The 17418-nt window shown below is 67.6% G+C and carries 14 protein-coding genes; 6 read left to right on the top strand and 8 right to left on the bottom strand.

Annotation, left to right across the window (positions count from 1 at the left end; all coding sequences use genetic code 11):
* Positions 1-23: 23 nt before the first annotated feature.
* Positions 24-218, bottom strand: coding sequence for a hypothetical protein (locus OG963_RS18090; protein ID WP_030915260.1), 195 nt, complete (start codon positions 216-218; stop codon positions 24-26).
* A gap of 204 nt (positions 219-422) precedes the next feature.
* Here OG963_RS18090 and OG963_RS18095 point away from each other — a divergent pair, with 204 nt between their 5' ends.
* Positions 423-2555 carry a prolyl oligopeptidase family serine peptidase gene (locus OG963_RS18095; RefSeq protein WP_371799239.1) on the top strand — a complete coding sequence of 711 codons (2133 nt, stop codon included), beginning with the start codon at positions 423-425 and terminating at the stop codon, positions 2553-2555.
* 162 nt (positions 2556-2717) lie between these two features.
* Here the strand turns inward: OG963_RS18095 and OG963_RS18100 are convergent, their stop codons facing one another.
* The 5 genes from OG963_RS18100 to OG963_RS18120 all read right to left on the bottom strand — a co-directional run bounded on the left by OG963_RS18100 (position 2718) and on the right by OG963_RS18120 (position 8472).
* Entirely contained in the window at positions 2718-3866 is a 1149-nt protein-coding gene (locus OG963_RS18100; protein WP_371799240.1) for an ABC transporter ATP-binding protein, read from the bottom strand.
* On the bottom strand, positions 3856-4833 hold the full coding sequence (locus OG963_RS18105; protein ID WP_030915253.1) for an ABC transporter ATP-binding protein: 978 nt from the start codon (positions 4831-4833) through the stop codon (positions 3856-3858). The genes OG963_RS18100 and OG963_RS18105 overlap by 11 nt, the downstream gene beginning before the upstream one ends.
* A gap of 13 nt (positions 4834-4846) precedes the next feature.
* On the bottom strand, positions 4847-5821 hold the full coding sequence (locus tag OG963_RS18110) for an ABC transporter permease (RefSeq protein WP_030915250.1): 975 nt from the start codon (positions 5819-5821) through the stop codon (positions 4847-4849).
* Complete coding sequence (locus OG963_RS18115; RefSeq protein WP_030915247.1) at positions 5814-6737, bottom strand: ABC transporter permease; 924 nt, start codon at positions 6735-6737, stop codon at positions 5814-5816. The genes OG963_RS18110 and OG963_RS18115 overlap by 8 nt, the downstream gene beginning before the upstream one ends.
* A gap of 94 nt (positions 6738-6831) precedes the next feature.
* A complete protein-coding gene (locus OG963_RS18120; RefSeq protein ID WP_093772829.1) occupies positions 6832-8472 on the bottom strand; it encodes an ABC transporter substrate-binding protein in 1641 nt (546 codons plus the stop codon).
* A gap of 440 nt (positions 8473-8912) precedes the next feature.
* Here OG963_RS18120 and OG963_RS18125 point away from each other — a divergent pair, with 440 nt between their 5' ends.
* From OG963_RS18125 to OG963_RS18145, 5 genes are all read left to right on the top strand, one after another.
* A complete protein-coding gene (locus tag OG963_RS18125; RefSeq protein ID WP_176902143.1) occupies positions 8913-9941 on the top strand; it encodes an ABC transporter permease in 1029 nt (342 codons plus the stop codon).
* Positions 9942-10015: 74 nt separating this feature from the next.
* Positions 10016-11800 (top strand): ABC transporter substrate-binding protein, encoded by a 1785-nt coding sequence (locus OG963_RS18130; protein ID WP_030915238.1) that lies wholly within the window; start codon positions 10016-10018, stop codon positions 11798-11800.
* A gap of 83 nt (positions 11801-11883) precedes the next feature.
* The gene (locus tag OG963_RS18135) at positions 11884-12864 is read left to right on the top strand and encodes an ABC transporter permease (RefSeq protein WP_030915235.1); all 981 of its coding nucleotides are present in this window, start codon (positions 11884-11886) and stop codon (positions 12862-12864) included.
* 71 nt (positions 12865-12935) lie between these two features.
* Positions 12936-13901, top strand: a complete 966-nt coding sequence (locus OG963_RS18140) for an ABC transporter ATP-binding protein (RefSeq protein ID WP_234322008.1) — start codon at positions 12936-12938, stop codon at positions 13899-13901.
* A gap of 26 nt (positions 13902-13927) precedes the next feature.
* Positions 13928-15016, top strand: a complete 1089-nt coding sequence (locus OG963_RS18145) for an ABC transporter ATP-binding protein (RefSeq protein WP_093772831.1) — start codon at positions 13928-13930, stop codon at positions 15014-15016.
* A gap of 199 nt (positions 15017-15215) precedes the next feature.
* On the opposite strand, the gene OG963_RS18150 is transcribed toward OG963_RS18145, so the two are convergent.
* Positions 15216-16358: an ABC transporter ATP-binding protein gene (locus OG963_RS18150; protein WP_093929450.1), complete on the bottom strand. Its 1143-nt coding sequence runs from the start codon at positions 16356-16358 to the stop codon at positions 15216-15218.
* Entirely contained in the window at positions 16351-17409 is a 1059-nt protein-coding gene (locus tag OG963_RS18155) for an ABC transporter ATP-binding protein (protein WP_030915222.1), read from the bottom strand. The genes OG963_RS18150 and OG963_RS18155 overlap by 8 nt, the downstream gene beginning before the upstream one ends.
* Positions 17410-17418: the final 9 nt, after the last annotated feature.

A 17418-nucleotide genomic window follows, 5' to 3' on the forward strand; every position in this document is an offset into this window, starting at 1 on the left:
TGGCGGGCGGCCCGGGCCCCGGGTCAGAACTTGATGCCCCCGATCATGCCGGCCACATTCGTGGTCAGTTCCGAGATGGTGGGCGCGATGGACGAACTGGCGAGATAGAAACCGAGCAGCATGCAGACCACCGCATGTCCGCCCTTCAGTCCGGATTTCCGGATCAGCAGGAAGACGACGATCGCCAGCAGCACCACCGCCGAAATCGAGAGTGCCACGGCGGTTCACCTCCATCAGTACGGTCGGGGACAGGCAGCACGCATGGAGCCAGCAGGTTCTTACCCACCGAGCGCTACGGATCATAACTATCCGTGCCACCGCATTGATCGGGGCACAGCAGCACGAGGGGCGCACGACCGGGTGGTCGGGTGCCCTGCCGGGACCGGGTGCCGGAGCCCCATCAGGCCCTAGGGTTCGGGGTTATGACCTTGCAGAAGCTTTCGTTTCCCCGACAGCACGCCAGGACTCAGCGGTTCACCCTCGGCGCTCCCCGTGCGTTCACCGTCTCGCCGGACGGGGAGCGGGTGATCTTCCTGCGGTCGGCCTCCGGCACGGACCGGTCCAACAAGCTGTGGGTGCTGGACCTGGCCGCCGACGGCACGCCGCAGGAGCGGGTCGTCGCCGACCCCGGGACGCTGCTGGGCGGTTCGGCGGAGAAGCTCTCGGCGCAGGAGCGGGCGAGGCGCGAGCGGAGCCGTGAGGGGTCCTCTGGGATCGTCGGCTACGCGGTGGACTCGGCGGCCGAGTTGGCGGCGTTCGCGCTCTCCGGGAAGGTGTACGTCGCGGAGCTGCGGGCCGGTTCGACGCGCGCGCTGCCGGTACCCGGTCCGGTCCTCGACCCCCGGCCGTCGCCCGACGGGCGCCATGTCGCGTACGTGTCGAAGGGCGCGCTGCGGGTCGTGGGGGCGGAGGGCGACGGGGACCGGGCGCTCGCGGAGCCGGAGGAGGCGCACATCTCGTACGGTCTCGCGGAGTTCATCGCGGCCGAGGAGATGCAGCGCTCGCGCGGGTTCTGGTGGTCGCCGGAGTCGGACCGGCTGCTGGTCGCCCGGGTCGACGACAGCGCGGTGAAGCGGTGGTGGATCGCCGACCCGGCACACCCGGACCGCAAGCCCGCCGAGGTCGCGTACCCGGCGGCGGGGACTCCCAACGCCGACGTGCGGCTGCTGGTGCTGGGGCTGGACGGCGCCCGCACCGAAGTGGTGTGGGACCGGTCGCGCTATCCGTATCTGGCACAGGTGCACTGGTCGTCCCAGGGTGCCCCGCTGATCCTTGTCCAGGCCCGCGACCAGCGCAGTCAGCTCTTCCTCGCGGTGGACCCGGAGAGCGGTACGACGCGGACGGTCCATGTCGACGAGGACCCGGTGTGGCTGGACCTCTTCGCCGGGGTGCCCGCGTGGGCGCCGGACGGGCGGCTGGTGCGGATCGTGGACGAGGGCGGGGCGCGGGTGCTCTCGGTCGGCGACCGGCCGCTGACCGGGGCGCAGTTGCAGATCCTGGCGGTCCTGGACATCGGTGAATCGGATGTCCTGGTGACGGCGTCGGCGGGCGAGGAGGCCGCGGAGCCGGAGATCGGCGAGAGCCATGTGTACCGGGTCAACGAGCTGGGCGTGGAGCGGGTCTCCGAGGGGGCGGGAGTGCACTCGGCGGTCCGGGCGGGCGGGGTGACCGTGCTGGTCTCCACCTCGCTGGAGCGGCCCGGCGCAGCGGTGCGGGTGCTGCGGGACGGCAAGCAGATCGCCACCGTCGCGACGTATGCGGAGGAGCCGGTTCTGTCGCCGCGGGTGCAGCTCACCGAGGGGGGCGCACACCGGATTCCGTGCGCCGTGCTGCTCCCCACCGACTATCAGGAGTCGGACGGTCCGCTTCCCGTCCTGATGGATCCGTACGGTGGACCGCACGGCCGTCGGGTCGTCGCCGCGCACAATCCGCACCTCACCTCGCAATGGTTCGCCGACCAGGGCTTCGCGGTGGTCGTCGCGGACGGCCGCGGCTCCCCGGGGCGCTCCCCCGCCTGGGAGAAGGCGATCAGGGACAACCTGGTCCTCACCCTGGACGACCAGGTGGAGGCGGTGCACGCACTCGCCGAAAGGTTCCCGCTGGATCTCTCCAAGGTGGCGATCCGCGGCTGGTCGTACGGCGGATACCTCGCGGGCATGGCCGTACTGCGGCGGCCCGACGTCTTCCACGCGGCGGTCGTGGGTGCTCCGGTGACCGACCAGCGGCTGTACGACACCCACTACACCGAGCGCTATCTCGGTGACCCGACGACACAGCCCGAGGTGTACGCGCACAACTCGCTGCTCACCGACGAAGGGTTGTCCGAGGCCGCGGACCAGGTCCGGCCGATGATGATCATCCACGGCCTGGCGGACGACAACGTGGTGGTCGCGCACTCCCTGCGGCTTTCGTCGGCGCTGCTCTCGGCCGGGCGGCCGCACGAGGTGCTGCCGCTCAGCGGGGTGACGCACATGACTCCGCAGGAGCAGGTCGCGGAGAATCTGCTCCTGCTGCAGGTGGACTTCCTGAAGCGGTCGCTGGGGCTGATCGAGTAGCTCCGGCCGCTCGGTCCGACAGCGCGGGGACCGTGATCGACGGGCAACCGGCCGGGGGGACTTGAAGGCCCTCCCGGCCGGTTCACGGCACCCGCACGGCCGTACGCGGTTCATGCTGGCGCGTTCGTATATCGGACGTGCGACAGTCGAGTTGCCCATGCGTTAACGAATGCGGGGGCCGGCGCCCGGCTCCCCCGGCGCTTCGGGCCCCTCGGGCCTGTCCTCCGGTCCTTCCGGCTCCTCGGCGGGCTCCCCGCCGGGAGGCACCACCTGCTTCTCCTCCGCGAAGTGGCACGCCGAGTCGTGGTGGGCCGGGGTGTCCGTCAGCCGGAAGACCGCGGGGACCGCGAGCAGCGGCACCTCCAGCTCGCACCGCTCCTGGGCCTTCCAGCAGCGGGTGCGGAAGCGGCAGCCGGACGGCGGGTTGGCCGGCGACGGCACGTCACCGTGCAGGATGATCCGCTCCCGGTGCTCGCGCGCCATCGGGTCGGGCACCGGGACCGCCGACAGCAGCGCCTGGGTGTACGGGTGCGTGGGGTGGTCGTAGATCTGCTCGTCCGTACCGATCTCCGCGAATCGGCCCAGATACATCACGCCGACCCGGTCCGAGATGTGCCGGACGATGGACAGGTCGTGCGCGATGAAGACGTAACTCAGCTTGAACTCCGCCTGCAGCCGGTCGAGCAGGTTGATGACCTGGGCCTGCACGGAGACGTCGAGCGCGGAGACCGGTTCGTCGGCGACGATGATCTCCGGGTTGAGCGCGAGGCCGCGGGCGATGCCGATGCGCTGGCGCTGACCGCCGGAGAACTGGTGCGGATAGCGGTTGATGTACTCCGGGTTGAGGCCGACGACATCCAGGAGGTCCTGCACCTTGCGGCGCCGGTCACCCTTGGGGGCCACCTCGGGGTGGATCTCGTACGGCTCCCCGATGATGTCGCCGACCGTCATCCGCGGGTTGAGCGAGGTGTACGGGTCCTGGAACACCATCTGGATGTTCCGGCGCACGGCCTTCAGCGCGCGGCCGGACAGCTTGGTGATGTCCTCGCCCTTGTACTCGATCGAGCCGGCCGTCGGCTGTTCCAGATGGACGAGCATCCTGGCGACGGTCGACTTGCCGCAGCCCGACTCCCCCACGATGCCGAGGGTCTCGCCCGCGGCCAGCCGGAAGGAGACGCCGTCGACCGCCTTGACCGCACCGACCTGCTTCTTGAACAGGATGCCCTGGGTCAGCGGATAGTGCTTGACGAGGTCGCGGACCTCCAGAATGGGTTCGCCGCCCGCGCGGATGCTCCCCTGCTCAGCGTTCATCGAGCGTCTCCTTCCAGAAGTAGCAGGCGCTCTCACGGTGCTGGGCCACCTCGAACAGAGGCGGTACCTCGCCACGGCAGATGTCCTGGGCCAGCGGGCAACGCGGGTTGAACGCGCAGCCGGGCGGGATGTGCAGCAGGTTGGGCGGCAGCCCCTTGATCGCGTACAGCTCCTGGCCCTTCTGGTCCAGCCGTGGGATCGACTGGAGGAGGCCCTTGGTGTACGGATGCGCGGGAGCCTTGTAGATCTCGTGGACCGGGGCCGACTCCACGATCCGGCCCGCGTACATCACGGCGATGTAGTCGGCGACGTCCGCGACCACGCCCAGGTCGTGGGTGATCAGGATGAGTCCCATGTTGAGCTCGCGCTGGAGCTCGGCGAGCAGGTCCATCACCTGGGCCTGGACGGTCACATCGAGGGCGGTGGTGGGTTCGTCCGCGATGATCAGCGACGGTTCCAGTGCCATCGCCATGGCGATCATGATGCGCTGACGCATACCGCCGGAGAACTGGTGCGGGTAGTTCCCGACGCGTTCCTTCGCGGCGGGGATGCGGACCCGGTCCATCAGCTCGATGGCCTTCAGCCTGGCGTCCTTGCGGGACATCCCCCGGTGCACGACGAACATCTCGCCGAGCTGGTCCCCCACGCTGAGCACGGGGTTGAGGGACGACAGGGCGTCCTGGAAGATCATGGCCATCTCCTGGCCGCGGATCTTCCGGCGCTCGTCGGCCTTGAGCTTCAGCAGATCGCGGCCCTTGAAGATGATCTCGCCGCTGCTGATCTTCCCCGGCGGCATGTCCAGAATGCCCATGATCGCCTGTGCCGTGACCGACTTGCCGGAGCCGGACTCGCCGAGGACGGCGAGCGTCTCGCCCTCGGCCACCGAGTAGTTGACCCCGTTGACGGCTTTGGCCACCCCGTCTCTGGTGTGGAACTCCACGTGCAGATCGCGCACTTCGAGCAACATGGCAACGGGCTCCTCAGCGCAGCTTGGGGTCGAGGGCGTCGCGCACCGCGTCGCCGAGCATGATGAACGCGAGCACGGTGATCGCCAGTGCTCCGGCGGGCCAGAGCAGCATGTGCGGGGCGTTGCGGATGTACTGGGAGGCGGCCGAGATGTCGATGCCCCAGGAGACCGCCGGCGGTTTCAGACCGACGCCGAGGAACGAGAGCGTCGCCTCCAGAGAGATGTACGTGCCCAGGGCGATGGTCGCGACGACGATCACGGGGGCGACCGCATTGGGGGCGATGTGGCGGAGCATCATCCGGGAGTTGGAGGCGCCGAGCGCGCGGGCCGCCTGGACGTAGTCGTTCTGCTTGGCGGTGATGACCGAGCCACGGGCGATACGGGCGATCTGCGGCCAGCCCAGCAGCACGATGAATCCGATCACCGGCCAGACGGTCGAGCTGGTCACCACGGAGAGGAAGACCAGGCCGCCGAGGACGACCGGGATTCCGAAGAAGATGTCGGTGATACGGGACAGGAACGAGTCCCACCAGCCGCCGAAGAAACCGGCCAGCCCGCCCAGGATGCCGCCGAGGATCGAGACCCCGACGGTCGCGCAGACGCCCACGGTGACCGATGTCCTGGCCCCGTAGACGGTACGGGTGTAGACGTCGCAGCCCTGACCGTCGAAGCCGAACGGGTGGCCGGGCTGGGAGCCCTCCTGAGCCTTGCCCAGGTCACAGTTGAGAGGGTCCTGGTCCGCGATCAGCGACGGCCAGATCGAGATGATCACCAGGAAGAGGATGATCAGGGCGGAGATGATGAAGACCGGGTTGCGGCGCAGGTCGCGCCAGGCGTCGGACCAGAGACTGCGGGGCTTCTCGGCAGGTCCGGTGCCCTCGGGGCCGCCCGGCGTCTTCTCCAGCGTCTCCCCTTGCGCCAGCGCGAGATCCATCGCGGCTCCTGCCCCGCCCGGGGAGATCGCTTCGTCCGGCGTCTGCTCAGGCATAGCGGATCCTCGGGTCGAGTACGGCGTACAAGAGGTCGACGATCAGGTTGGCCGCGAGGAAGACGAGGACCAGGACGGTGACGAACCCGACGACGGTCTGGGAGTTCTGGCGCAGGATGCCCTGGTAGAGCTGGTAGCCGACGCCGTGGATGTTGAAGATGCGCTCCGTGACGATCGCCCCGCCCATCAGGGCGCCCACGTCCGTACCGATGAAGGTCACGACGGGGATCAGCGAGTTGCGCAGCAGGTGCCGGAGGACGACCCGGCGCCTGGGGAGGCCCTTGGCGGTGGCGGTACGGACGTAGTCGGCGCGGGCGTTCTCGGCGATCGAGGTCCGGGTGAGCCGGGTGACGTACGCCAGGGACACCGAGGCGAGGACGAGTCCGGGGACGATGAGCTCGTTGAACGGCGCCTCCGGGGAGACGGACGGTTTGATGACGCCCCACTCCACGCCGAGGAGGAGCTGGAGCAGCAGACCGGTGACGAAGGTCGGGATGGAGATGACGACCAGGGTCAGGATCAGCACCGTGGTGTCGACGGGCCGGCCGCGGCGCAGACCGGTGATGACGCCGAGGGTGATGCCGATGACGACCTCGAAGACGATCGCGACGATGGTGAGCCGGATGGTGATGGGGAAGGCGGTGCCCATCAGCTCGGTGACCTTCTGGCCGTTGAACGCGGTGCCGAAGTCGCCGGTGAAGACATTGCCCATGTAGGTGGCGTACTGCTGCCAGACCGGCTTATCGAGGCCGAATTCCGAGCGGAGCTGGGCGGCGGTCGCCGGATCGCACTGGCGGTCGCCGCAGAGACCCGCGATGGGGTCGCCCATCACGTTCACCATGAGGAAGATCAGCAGCGTGGTGCCGAAGAAGACCGGAATCATCTGCAGCAGCCGCCGGATCACATAACGTCCCATGAAGACTCCGGAGGTCGCGGGGGTCGGTGTCGCGGGGATGGGGAAGCCGGATGGCCGGTGCGGCACAGCGCACCGGCCATCCGGCCCTGCGGGGTTACTTGACCTTGATCTGCTCGTACACCGGAACGCTGAACTGGTTCAGCGCGACGTCGGTGATCCGCTCCGAGTAGCCGGCACTGCCGTTCTGGTACCAGAGCGGGATGACCGGCATCTGCTCGGCGAGGACCTTCTCCGCGTCCTGGAAGGTGGAGACGGCCTTGGCCTTGTCCGACTCGGCGTTGGCCTTGTCGACCAGGGAGTCGAACTTCTTGTTGCTCCACTTGCCGTCGTTGGACGAGGCGTTGGTGTAGTAGAGGGGCTGCAGGAAGTTCTGGATCAGCGGGTAGTCCATCTGCCAGCCCGCGCGCCAGGCGCCCGTGAGCTTCTGCTGGGAGACCTGGCTGCGGAAGTCGGCGAAGGTGCCGACCGGGGAGCCGACGCAGGCCTTGTTGTTCCCCATCGCCTTGTTGATGCTGTTGCAGACGGCGTCGACCCACTCCTTGTGCGAGCCGGTGTCCGCGTTGTACGAGATCTTCAGCTGGCCGCCGGGGATGCCGCCGCCCTCCTGGATCAGCTTCTTGGCGTTCGCCGCGTCGTATTCGCACGGGGCCCCGCACAGCCCCTCCTTGAAGCCGCCGTCCGCGCCGAGGACCGGGGACGTCCAGTCGGAGGCGGGGGTGCGGGTCTTCTGGAAGATCTGGTCGGTGATCTGGTCGCGGTTGATCGCCATCGAAAGGCCCTGGCGGACCTTGATGCCGCCGGGGGTGTCCCACTTCTTGTCGTAGAAGGGGAAGGCGAGGGTCTGGATGATGCCGGCCGGGGTGTTGATGTACCGGTCGCCGAGGTCCGCCTTGACGTTCTTCAGCTGCGAGGCCGGTACGTCGTCGACGAGGTCGAGGTTGCCCGCGATCAGATCGGTGTACGCGGTGTTGTTGTCGGTGTAGACCTTGAGGTCGATGCCGCCGTTCTGCGCCTTGTCGTCACCGGGGTACTTGTCCCACTTGCGCAGGCTCATCGAGGAGCCCTTGGTGTACTTGTCGATGGTGTACGGACCGTTGCCGACGGGCTTGGCGAGCCAGCCCGCATGGTCGGTGAAGAAGGTCTGCGGCAACGGGGCGAAGGCCGGGTAGCCGAGGGTGTCCGGCCAGAGCGAGAACTTCTGCGACAGCTTCACCGTGAAGGTCATCGGGTCGACGATCTTGAGGCCGGAGAGCTTCGCCGCGCTGGCACTGCCCGTGTCGGGGTGGACCTTGTCGTAACCGTCGATGTATCCGAAGAAGTAGGCGTTCTTCTGATTGTTCTTCAGCAGGGCGCCGTAATTCCAGGCGTCCACGAAGGACTTCGCGGTGACCTTCTCGCCGTTGCTGAAGGTCCAGCCGTCCTTCACCGTGATGGTGAAGTTCTGCGAATCGGTGGTGGCGATCTTCTGGGCGAGCATGTTCGTCGCCGCACCGGTCTTCGGGTCGTACTTCTTCAGCCCCCGGAAGACCATGTCGAGGACCTTGCCGCCCTGCACCTCGTTGGTATTGGCGGGCTCCAGCGGGTTCTGCGGGTCACCCCACGAGGAGCTGACGATCCCATTGGCGCCACCACCGCCACCACCGCCACCGCCCCCGCCGCCGCCACCGCAGGCCGTCGCCGCCAGGGCGACGGTCACGGCACATGCGGCCCACTTGGCCTGTGTGGCTCCGCGCATGGAATGCCTCCTCATCGAGCTCCGTCTCACGTGGAGTCAAATATCACCTGATCGCATACCTTCCGCACATTTACACCACCCATCCGAGCGCCGCGGGATCGCCGCGGGCGCATTCCGGTGAGCAGCGGACTGATAACGGCCACGCATCGAACGCGCATCACCCGAGCATCCGATTGGGCGGATGTACGAATTCCGAGACGCCGCCGCCCGCATATCGGACTCATTGCCGGGTTCCTCCTCGCATGTGCCGAACATCCTTTCGATTAGGTCAAGGAACAGCAAATCGAAGGGCAACCACTGGTCATGCATCCGTCAAACTTCCAAAGAGCACCTCAAGTCGACCGGACATTCATTGACCCTCCGTGAATTGCGTTGAAAAAGTCCGAGTAGCCCGTAGGTGTTGCCCTGCGGAGTCCTTCGACCCTCGGGCCAGGAGCACCATGACGATTCCAACCCCGCACACAACCGCTCCTCTTGAGGTGGTGGATGCGAAGTCGCTGTCGACGCCGGATCCTTCGGCTCCCAAGGGCGGCGAGGGCCGTTCACCGGGAAAGTTGGCCTGGCGGCGCTTCAAGCGCGACCGCACCGGCATGATTTCGGCCTACGTGGTCATCGCCTTCTTCGTGGTGGCCCTCTGCGCCCCGCTGATCGCCAAGCTGTACGGCAAGGATCCGTACACGACGTACGGCCAGAACGACACGAGTCTGCTCGACGACTTCGGCTCCCCGGTCCTGCCCAACGGCGGTATCAGCAGCGACTTCTGGTTCGGTGTCGAGCCCGGACTCGGCCGGGACGTCTTCACGTTCCTGCTCTACGCCATGCGTAACTCGCTGCTCATCGCGGCGGCCACGACGCTGCTGGTGACGGCCATCGGAATCGCCGTCGGCATCACGGCGGGCTATCTCGGCGGGAAGACCGACTACCTCGTCGGCCGGGTCATCGACATCCTGCTGGCTTTCCCCTCCACGCTCTTCTTCATCGCCTTCTGGCCGGTGATGATCTCGATCCTGGTCTCGCCGGAGGAGAACACCCCGGTCTGGCTGACCGTCGTCAGTCTCATCTCGGTGATGACCGCCTTCGGCTGGGCGTCCATCGCGCGTCTGCTGCGCGGTGAGGTACTCGCCCTGCGCGAGCGCGAGTTCATCGAGGCGGCCAAGGTCACCGGCGCATCGCCGGCGCGGATCATCTTCAAGGAACTGCTCCCCAACCTCTGGACGCCGATCCTCATCCAGGCGACGCTCGCGCTGCCCGCATACGTCACGGCCGAGGCGGGCCTCGCCTTCCTCGGTGTCGGGCTCACCTCCCCGACACCCGACTGGGGCGTGATGATCCAGCGTGGATCGGACGTCTACCAGAGCGACATCACGTTCATGCTCTTCCCCGGCGTCACGATGGTGATCTTCGTGATCGCCTTCAACCTCCTGGGCGACTCGGTGCGTGACGCACTGGACCCGAAGACCAAGCGCTGAACCGTACGTCCTCCGACCGGGCGACGGGGCCCGCCGGATCCATCGTTTCTCTCCATCGACCAGGGCAGGAAGCCATGTCCCTTTCCCGCAGAAACTTCGTCATCGCCACGTCGGTCGCGGCCGGTGGCTCGATGGTCCTCTCCGCCTGCAGCAGCGGCAGCACGGCCGGCAAGGGCGACAAGGGTGGCGGGCACGGCGGTGCCGACAAGTACACCGGTGCCGTCGTCGTCGGCACCAAGGAGGACTCCACCGGTCCCGCACCCGAGGTCGAGGGGGCGAAGAAGGGTGGCACGATCCGCGGCATCGCCCCGGACGACTTCTCCCACCTCGACCCGCAGCGCATCTACTTCTCCTGGAACTCCGCGGTCGGTGACCTCTTCATCCGCTGCCTGACCGGCTACAGGATCGCGCCGGACGGCTCGATGAAGCTCGTCGGTGACCTCGCCACCGACGCCGGCACCATCGGCGACGGCGGAAAGACCTGGACCTTCACGCTGAAGGACGGTCTGAAGTGGGAGGACGGCAAGGAGCTCACCGTCGAGGACGTGCGCCACGGCATCGAGCGCGGCTTCGCCAGCTTCACCACCGAGGGTGCCGGGTACGCCCAGACCGCACTGACCGGCAGCACCGACTTCCGGTCGAAGTACAAGGGCCCGTTCAGCGGCAAGCACCTCGACTCGGTCGTCACCGACACCGCGGCGAAGACCATCACCTTCAAGCTCGCCGAGGCCCGTCCGGACTTCAACTTCACCCTTGCGATGAGTTCCTACGGTGCCGTCCCGGTCAAGGGCGACAGCAAGGAGAGGTACGACAAGGACCCGGTCTCCTGCGGTCCGTACCGCGTCAAGAGCCACGCCGTCGACAAGTCGATGACGCTGGTGCGCAACCCGCACTGGGACCCGAACACGGACTCGATCCGTAACGCCTACCCGGACAGCTTCGTCTACGAGTTCGGTCCGGAATCGCTCCCGGCGACGGACCGTATGATCGCCGACGACGGCGACGACCAGTACGCGGTCATGGCGTACAGCGGTGTCCCGGCCGAGCGCATCCAGAAGGTGCTGACCGACCCCGAGCTGAAGAAGCGCACCTTCAACGGCCTGTTGACCGGCATCTACTACTACGCCATCAACACCAAGCGGATCACCGACCTGAAGGTGCGTCAGGCACTCATCCACGCCTGGCCGCTGGAGCAGATCCGCAAGATCTACGGTGGCCCGTCGGCCGGTGACTACGCGACGTCCATCCTCAGCCCGGACATCCTCGGCTACGCCCACGACGACGTCTACGGCAAGCTGAAGAAGCCGCAGGGCGACCCCGAGGCGGCCAAGAAGCTGCTGAAGGAGGCAGGCAAGGAGGGCCAGAAGGTCGTCTACGCCTTCCCGCAGAGCAACACCTACGACAAGACCAAGGTCGTCATCGAGAACGCCCTCAAGGCGGCGGGCTTCGACCCGGTCATCAAGCCGTTGGACTCGACCAGCTACTACGACCAGGTCCAGCAGATCGACAACAAGTTCGACGTGATGTGGTTCGGCTGGTCCCCGGACTGGCCGACCGGCTACACGCTGGTGCAGCCGCTGTTCGACGGCGGCACCATCGCCAACGGCTCCAACAACATCTCGCAGCTGAAGGTCGACTGGGTCGACGCGGCCATCAAGAAGAACGTCACCATCGCCGACCCGGCCGCGGCCGGCAAGGCCTGGGCAGCGCTGGACAAGCGGATCATGACGGAGGAGGCGCCGATCATCCCCGAGACGTTCCAGCGCCGCTTCTACCTGTACGGCTCGAAGGTCGGCGGCGCCATGTTCCACCCGCTGTGGTCCTCGGCCGTCTTCTACAAGCTGTTCGTGAAGGCCTGACGTCCACACTCCCGAGGCGGGGCGCCCCTGCGGCGCCCCGCTCCCCTCCCCCTCGTCGGCGTCTGCCAGGGAAACCCATCGCCATGTTCCGCTTCCTCATCCGCCGGGCAATCGGCGCACTGGTCATCCTGCTGATCATCAGTGCCATCACTTTCGTCCTCTTCTACGTCGCACCCCGCGACCCGGCCCGCGTTGCCTGCGGCAAGGTGTGCACGCCCGAGACGCTGGCACTGGTAAAGCGCAACCTCGGCATCTCCGACCCGCTGCCCGTGCAGTACTGGCACTGGCTGCGAGCCGTCTTCGTCGGCCGGGACTACACCGCCTTCGGACACTGCCCCGCGCCGTGCCTCGGGTACTCCTTCCACAACCGTGAGCCGGTCCTGGGCACGATCATCGACCGCTTCCCGACGACCCTCTCCCTCTCGGTGGGCAGCGCCGTCATCTTCGTGATCTTCGGTGTGGGCACCGGCATGCTGGCCGCGGTCCGGCAGGGCAAAGCGGTCGACAAGGTGGCCTCCTCGGCCTCCCTCATCTTCTCGTCGATGCAGATCTACATCGTCGGTGTCGTCGCCATGTACTACCTGGCGGACCAGTGGCACATCCTCAGCCGGCCCAAGGACGTCCCCTTCACCGAGGACCCGGCCGGCTGGTTCCAGGGACTGCTGCTGCCGTGGTTCGTCCTGGCGCTCATCTTCACCGCCAACTACACACGCATGGCCCGCTCCCAGCTCGTCGAGACGCTGAGCGAGGACTATGTGCGCACGGCACGCGCCAAGGGCCTGTCCCGGCGTACCGTCTTCTTCCGGTTCGCCTGGCGCGGCGCCATGGGGCCGATCGTCACCATCTTCGGACTGGACCTCGGCCTGCTCCTCGGCGGCGCGATCATCACCGAGAAGACCTTCGGACTGCACGGTATCGGCGCACTCTCCATCAAGGCCGTCCTCGACAACGACCTGCCGCTGCTGCTCGGCGTCGTCCTGGTCGCGGCAGCAGCGATCGTCGTCTTCAACATCATCGTCGACGCCGTCTACGCCCTCATCGATCCACGCGTCCGCCTCGCCTAGGGAGAGATCCAGTGAGCACCCCCTTCCTCTCCGTACGCGATCTGCGCGTGCACTTCTCCACCGATGACGGCATGGTCAGGGCCGTCGACGGGCTGTCGTTCGACGTCGAACGGGGCCGCACGCTCGGCATCGTCGGCGAGTCCGGTTCCGGCAAGTCCGTCACCAACCTGACGATCCTCGGCCTGCACCACCCCGAGCACACCGAGATCGAGGGGGAGATCCTGCTCGACGGGCAGGACCTGCTCACCGCCTCGGAGCGGGAGCTGGAGCGGCTGCGCGGCAACAAGATGGCCATGATCTTCCAGGACGCACTGGCCTCCCTGTCGCCGTACCACACCATCGGGATGCAGATCTCCGAGACGTACCGCAAGCACACCGGCGCCTCCAAGCGGGAGAGCCGGGCCCGGGCGATCGAGATGCTCACCAAGGTGGGCATCCCGCAGCCCGATCTGCGGGTCGACGACTATCCGCACCAGTTCTCCGGCGGTATGCGCCAGCGCGCGATGATCGCCATGGCGCTGGTCTGCGACCCGGAGCTGCTGATCGCCGACGAGCCCACCACCGCGCTGGACGTCACCGTGCAGGCCCAGATCATCGACCTGCTCAAGGAGCTCCAGCAGGAGACCGGCACGTCGATCATCTTCATCACCCACGACCTCGGCGTCATCGCCGACATCGCGGACGACGTGCTGGTGATGTACGGCGGGCGGTGTGTGGAGCGCGGCACCAAGAAGGAGGTGTTGCGGGCGCCCCAGCACCCGTACACCTGGGGCCTGCTGGGGTCGATGCCGACCCTCGAGGGACCGGTGGACGTACCGCTGTCGCCGATCCCCGGCACCCCTCCGAGCCTCCTCAACCCGCCGACCGGCTGCCGGTTCCACCCACGGTGCTCGTTCACCGAGCAGGTCGGCGGCGGGCGCTGCGCGACCGACCAGCCCCCGCTGGAGCTGGTGGCCGGGCGCGGGGCCGCCTGCCACCTCACCGCGGAGCAGCGCACCGAGTTCTTCGCCGACTTCGCCGGCACCCGGCCCAACTGACGTACAAGAGACGGGACTTCCCCACTATGAGCAGCACCGATCCCCTCCTGGACGTCGCCGGACTCACCAAGCACTTCCCGATCAGGGGCGGCTTCCCGATCCGGCGGACCGTCGGCGCGGTTCAGGCCGTGGACGGACTGGACTTCACGGTCTCCGAGGGCGAGAGCCTGGGCCTGGTCGGCGAGTCCGGCTGCGGCAAGTCGACGACGGGCCGGCTGGTCACCCGACTGCTGGAGCCGACCGGCGGCAAGATCTCGTACCGCGGGCAGGACATCACCCATGCCTCGCGGCGCGAGCTGGCGCCGGTCCGCTCCGAGATCCAGATGATCTTCCAGGACCCGTACGCCTCGCTGAACCCGCGGCAGACCGTCGGCAAGATCGTCGCCGGACCGATGGAGATCAACGGCATCGACCCGGCCGGCGGCCGCGAGGCGCGCGTACGCGAACTGCTGGAGACCGTGGGGCTCAACCCGGAACACTACAACCGCTTCCCGCACGAGTTCTCCGGCGGTCAACGCCAGCGCATCGGGGTGGCCCGGGCGCTCGCCCTGGAGCCGAAGCTGATCGTCGCCGACGAGCCGGTCTCGGCGCTGGACGTGTCGATCCAGGCGCAGGTGGTGAACCTGCTGCAGAAGCTGCAGAAGGAACTGGGCATCGCGTTCCTGTTCATCGCGCACGACCTCGCCGTCGTGCGTCACTTCTCGCAGCGCGTCGCGGTGATGTATCTCGGCCGGATCGTGGAGATCGCCGACCGGGACGATCTGTACGGCAACCCGCGCCACCCGTACACGAAGGCGCTGCTCTCCGCCGTACCCGAGGCGACCGCCGACGACGTACCGGCCCGTGAGCGGATCCGGCTGACCGGCGACGTGCCGTCTCCGGTCGACCCGCCGTCGGGCTGCCGGTTCCGCACCCGCTGCTGGAAGGCGACCGACAAGTGCGCGAGCGAGACGCCGCCGCTGGTTCGCATCGAGGGCAGCCGGGACGGCCATCTGACGGCCTGCCACCACCCGGAGGGCCCCGGCACCGTGTCGTCCGTCCCGCGGGCGCGTACGGCCCAGGGCACGCCGAGCCCGGCCGGGAAGAACACCGAGAACCCCAAGGCCGGGGGCTGACACCCCTGCCCTCGCCCGGAGACGGCCGGGCGGAGACGGATCCGATCGGTCCGTCGTCCGCCCGGCCTCTTCGGCCCGAGGAACCGAGCACGTCGGCCCATTGACCCGAGCCACCTGCGAGCCCGGTCCCCGGGACATGGGAAAGGCGCCCGGAACCGATCGGTTCCGGGCGCCTTCGTGACTGCGCCTACGAGCAGAACTACGCCGCGTGCACGACGTCCTTCTCCTCGGCGAAGTGGCACGCCGACTCGTGCGCGGCCTGGGTGTCCGAGGACTTGAAGCGCTCGGGGATCGCCAGCAGCGGCACCTCCGTCGCGCACTTGTCCTGGGCCTTCCAGCAGCGGGTGCGGAAGCGGCAGCCGGACGGCGGGTTCGCCGGCGAGGGGACGTCACCGGTGAGGATGATCCGCTCGCGGCCCTCACGGGCCTCCGGGTCCGGAACCGGGACCGCCGACAGCAGCGCCTGGGTGTAGGGGTGCGTCGGGTGGTCGTAGATCTGCGTGTCCGTACCGATCTCGGCCATCTTGCCGAGGTACATGACGCCGACCCGGTCCGAGATGTGCCGGACGATCGACAGGTCGTGCGCGATGAAGAGGTAGGAGAGGTTGAACTCGTCCTGCAGCTTCTCCATCAGGTTGATGACCTGGGCCTGCACCGACACGTCGAGCGCGGAGACCGGCTCGTCGCAGATGATGATCTCCGGGTTGAGCGCGAGGCCGCGGGCGATGCCGATGCGCTGGCGCTGACCGCCGGAGAACTGGTGCGGGTAGCGGTTGATGTACTCCGGGTTGAGACCCACGACATCCAGGAGGTCCTGCACCTTGCGGCGCCGGTCGCCCTTGGGGGCCACCTCGGGGTGGATCTCGAAGGTCTCCCCGATGATGTCGCCGACCGTCATCCGCGGGTTGAGCGAGGTGTACGGGTCCTGGAACACCATCTGGATGTTCCGGCGCACGGCCTTCAGCGCGCGGCCGGACAGCTTGGTGATGTCCTGACCCTTGTAGAAGACCTCACCGGCGGTGGCCCGCTCCAGCGTCATCAGGAGCTTGGCGACCGTGGACTTGCCACAGCCGGACTCACCCACGATGCCGAGCGTCTCGCCCTGGTACAGGTCGAACGAGATTCCGTCCACGGCCTTGACCGCACCGACCTGCTTCTTGAACAGGATGCCCTGGGTCAGCGGGAAGTGCTTGACCAGGTTGCGGACCTGGAGGATCGGCTCGCCCTGCGACACCGGCGCCTCGATGGCGGCAACGGCCTCCGCCTCGGTGGCCGCGTCGACCGTCTCCACTTCGGTGACGTTCGGGGTGGCGTCCACGGGCTCCTTGTTGATGTCAGCCATGGATCGTCTCCTTCCAGAAGTGGCAGGCGCTGCCGCGGCCGACCAGCTCGGTGCCGTCCTGCTCGGTCACCGGGCGCAGGGCCGGGATGTCCGTACGGCAGATGTCCTGTGCCATGGTGCAGCGCGGGTTGAAGGCACAACCCGTGGGCACACGGAGCAGGTTGGGCGGCAGGCCCTTGATCGCGAAGAGCTCCTGGCCCTTCTGGTCCAGCCGCGGGATCGACTCCAGCAGACCCTTGGTGTACGGGTGTGCCGGGCGCTTGTAGATCTCGTGGACCGGGGAGGTCTCGACGATCCGGCCCGCGTACATCACGGCGATCTTGTCCGCGACGTCGGCGACGACGCCGAGGTCGTGGGTGATCAGGATGAGACCCATGTTGTACTCGCGCTGGAGCTCCGCGAGGAGGTCCATCACCTGGGCCTGCACGGTCACGTCGAGCGCGGTGGTCGGCTCGTCCGCGATGATCAGGTCCGGCTCCAGGGCCAGCGCCATGGCGATCATGATGCGCTGACGCATACCGCCGGAGAACTGGTGCGGGTAGTCCGAGACGCGGGCCTTGGCGGCCGGGATCTTGACCTGGTCCATCAGGTCGATGGCCTTGGCCTGCGCGTCCTTCTTGGACATGCCCTGGTGGACCCGGAACATCTCGCCGAGCTGGTAGCCGACGGTGAGGACCGGGTTCAGCGAGGAGAGCGCGTCCTGGAAGATCATCGCGATCTTCTGGCCACGGATCTGCCGGCGCTCCTCGTAGGACATCTTCAGCATGTCCTGGCCGCGGAAGAGGATCTCCCCCTGGGGGATCTTGCCCGGCGGCATGTCGAGGATGCCCATGATGGCCTGCGCCGTCACGGACTTGCCGGAGCCGGACTCACCGAGAACGGCGAGCGTCTCCCCTGCGTTCACGCTGTAGTTCACGCCGTTGACGGCCTTGACCACACCGTCACGCGTGTGGAACTCCACGTGCAGGTCACGGACTTCGAGCAGCGGGCCGACGTGGTCGTCACCCGAGCGCGGGGACGGGACTTCGGCGGTCTTGTCGATGGTAGTCACGTACGCCCT

Origin of the sequence: Streptomyces sp. NBC_01707 (assembly GCF_041438805.1) — a bacterium.
GTDB lineage: Bacteria > Actinomycetota > Actinomycetes > Streptomycetales > Streptomycetaceae > Streptomyces.

Excerpts from the sequence above, each read along its gene's own strand:
- OG963_RS18095 (WP_371799239.1), top strand. The coding sequence starts at position 423 with ATGACCTTGCAGAAGCTTTCGTTTCCCCGACAGCACGCCAGGACTCAG.
- OG963_RS18100 (WP_371799240.1), bottom strand. The coding sequence starts at position 3,866 with ATGAACGCTGAGCAGGGGAGCATCCGCGCGGGCGGCGAACCCATTCTG.
- OG963_RS18105 (WP_030915253.1), bottom strand. The coding sequence starts at position 4,833 with ATGTTGCTCGAAGTGCGCGATCTGCACGTGGAGTTCCACACCAGAGAC.
- OG963_RS18110 (WP_030915250.1), bottom strand. The coding sequence starts at position 5,821 with ATGCCTGAGCAGACGCCGGACGAAGCGATCTCCCCGGGCGGGGCAGGA.
- OG963_RS18115 (WP_030915247.1), bottom strand. The coding sequence starts at position 6,737 with ATGGGACGTTATGTGATCCGGCGGCTGCTGCAGATGATTCCGGTCTTC.
- OG963_RS18120 (WP_093772829.1), bottom strand. The coding sequence starts at position 8,472 with ATGCGCGGAGCCACACAGGCCAAGTGGGCCGCATGTGCCGTGACCGTC.
- OG963_RS18125 (WP_176902143.1), top strand. The coding sequence starts at position 8,913 with ATGACGATTCCAACCCCGCACACAACCGCTCCTCTTGAGGTGGTGGAT.
- OG963_RS18130 (WP_030915238.1), top strand. The coding sequence starts at position 10,016 with ATGTCCCTTTCCCGCAGAAACTTCGTCATCGCCACGTCGGTCGCGGCC.
- OG963_RS18135 (WP_030915235.1), top strand. The coding sequence starts at position 11,884 with ATGTTCCGCTTCCTCATCCGCCGGGCAATCGGCGCACTGGTCATCCTG.
- OG963_RS18140 (WP_234322008.1), top strand. The coding sequence starts at position 12,936 with ATGGTCAGGGCCGTCGACGGGCTGTCGTTCGACGTCGAACGGGGCCGC.
- OG963_RS18145 (WP_093772831.1), top strand. The coding sequence starts at position 13,928 with ATGAGCAGCACCGATCCCCTCCTGGACGTCGCCGGACTCACCAAGCAC.
- OG963_RS18150 (WP_093929450.1), bottom strand. The coding sequence starts at position 16,358 with ATGGCTGACATCAACAAGGAGCCCGTGGACGCCACCCCGAACGTCACC.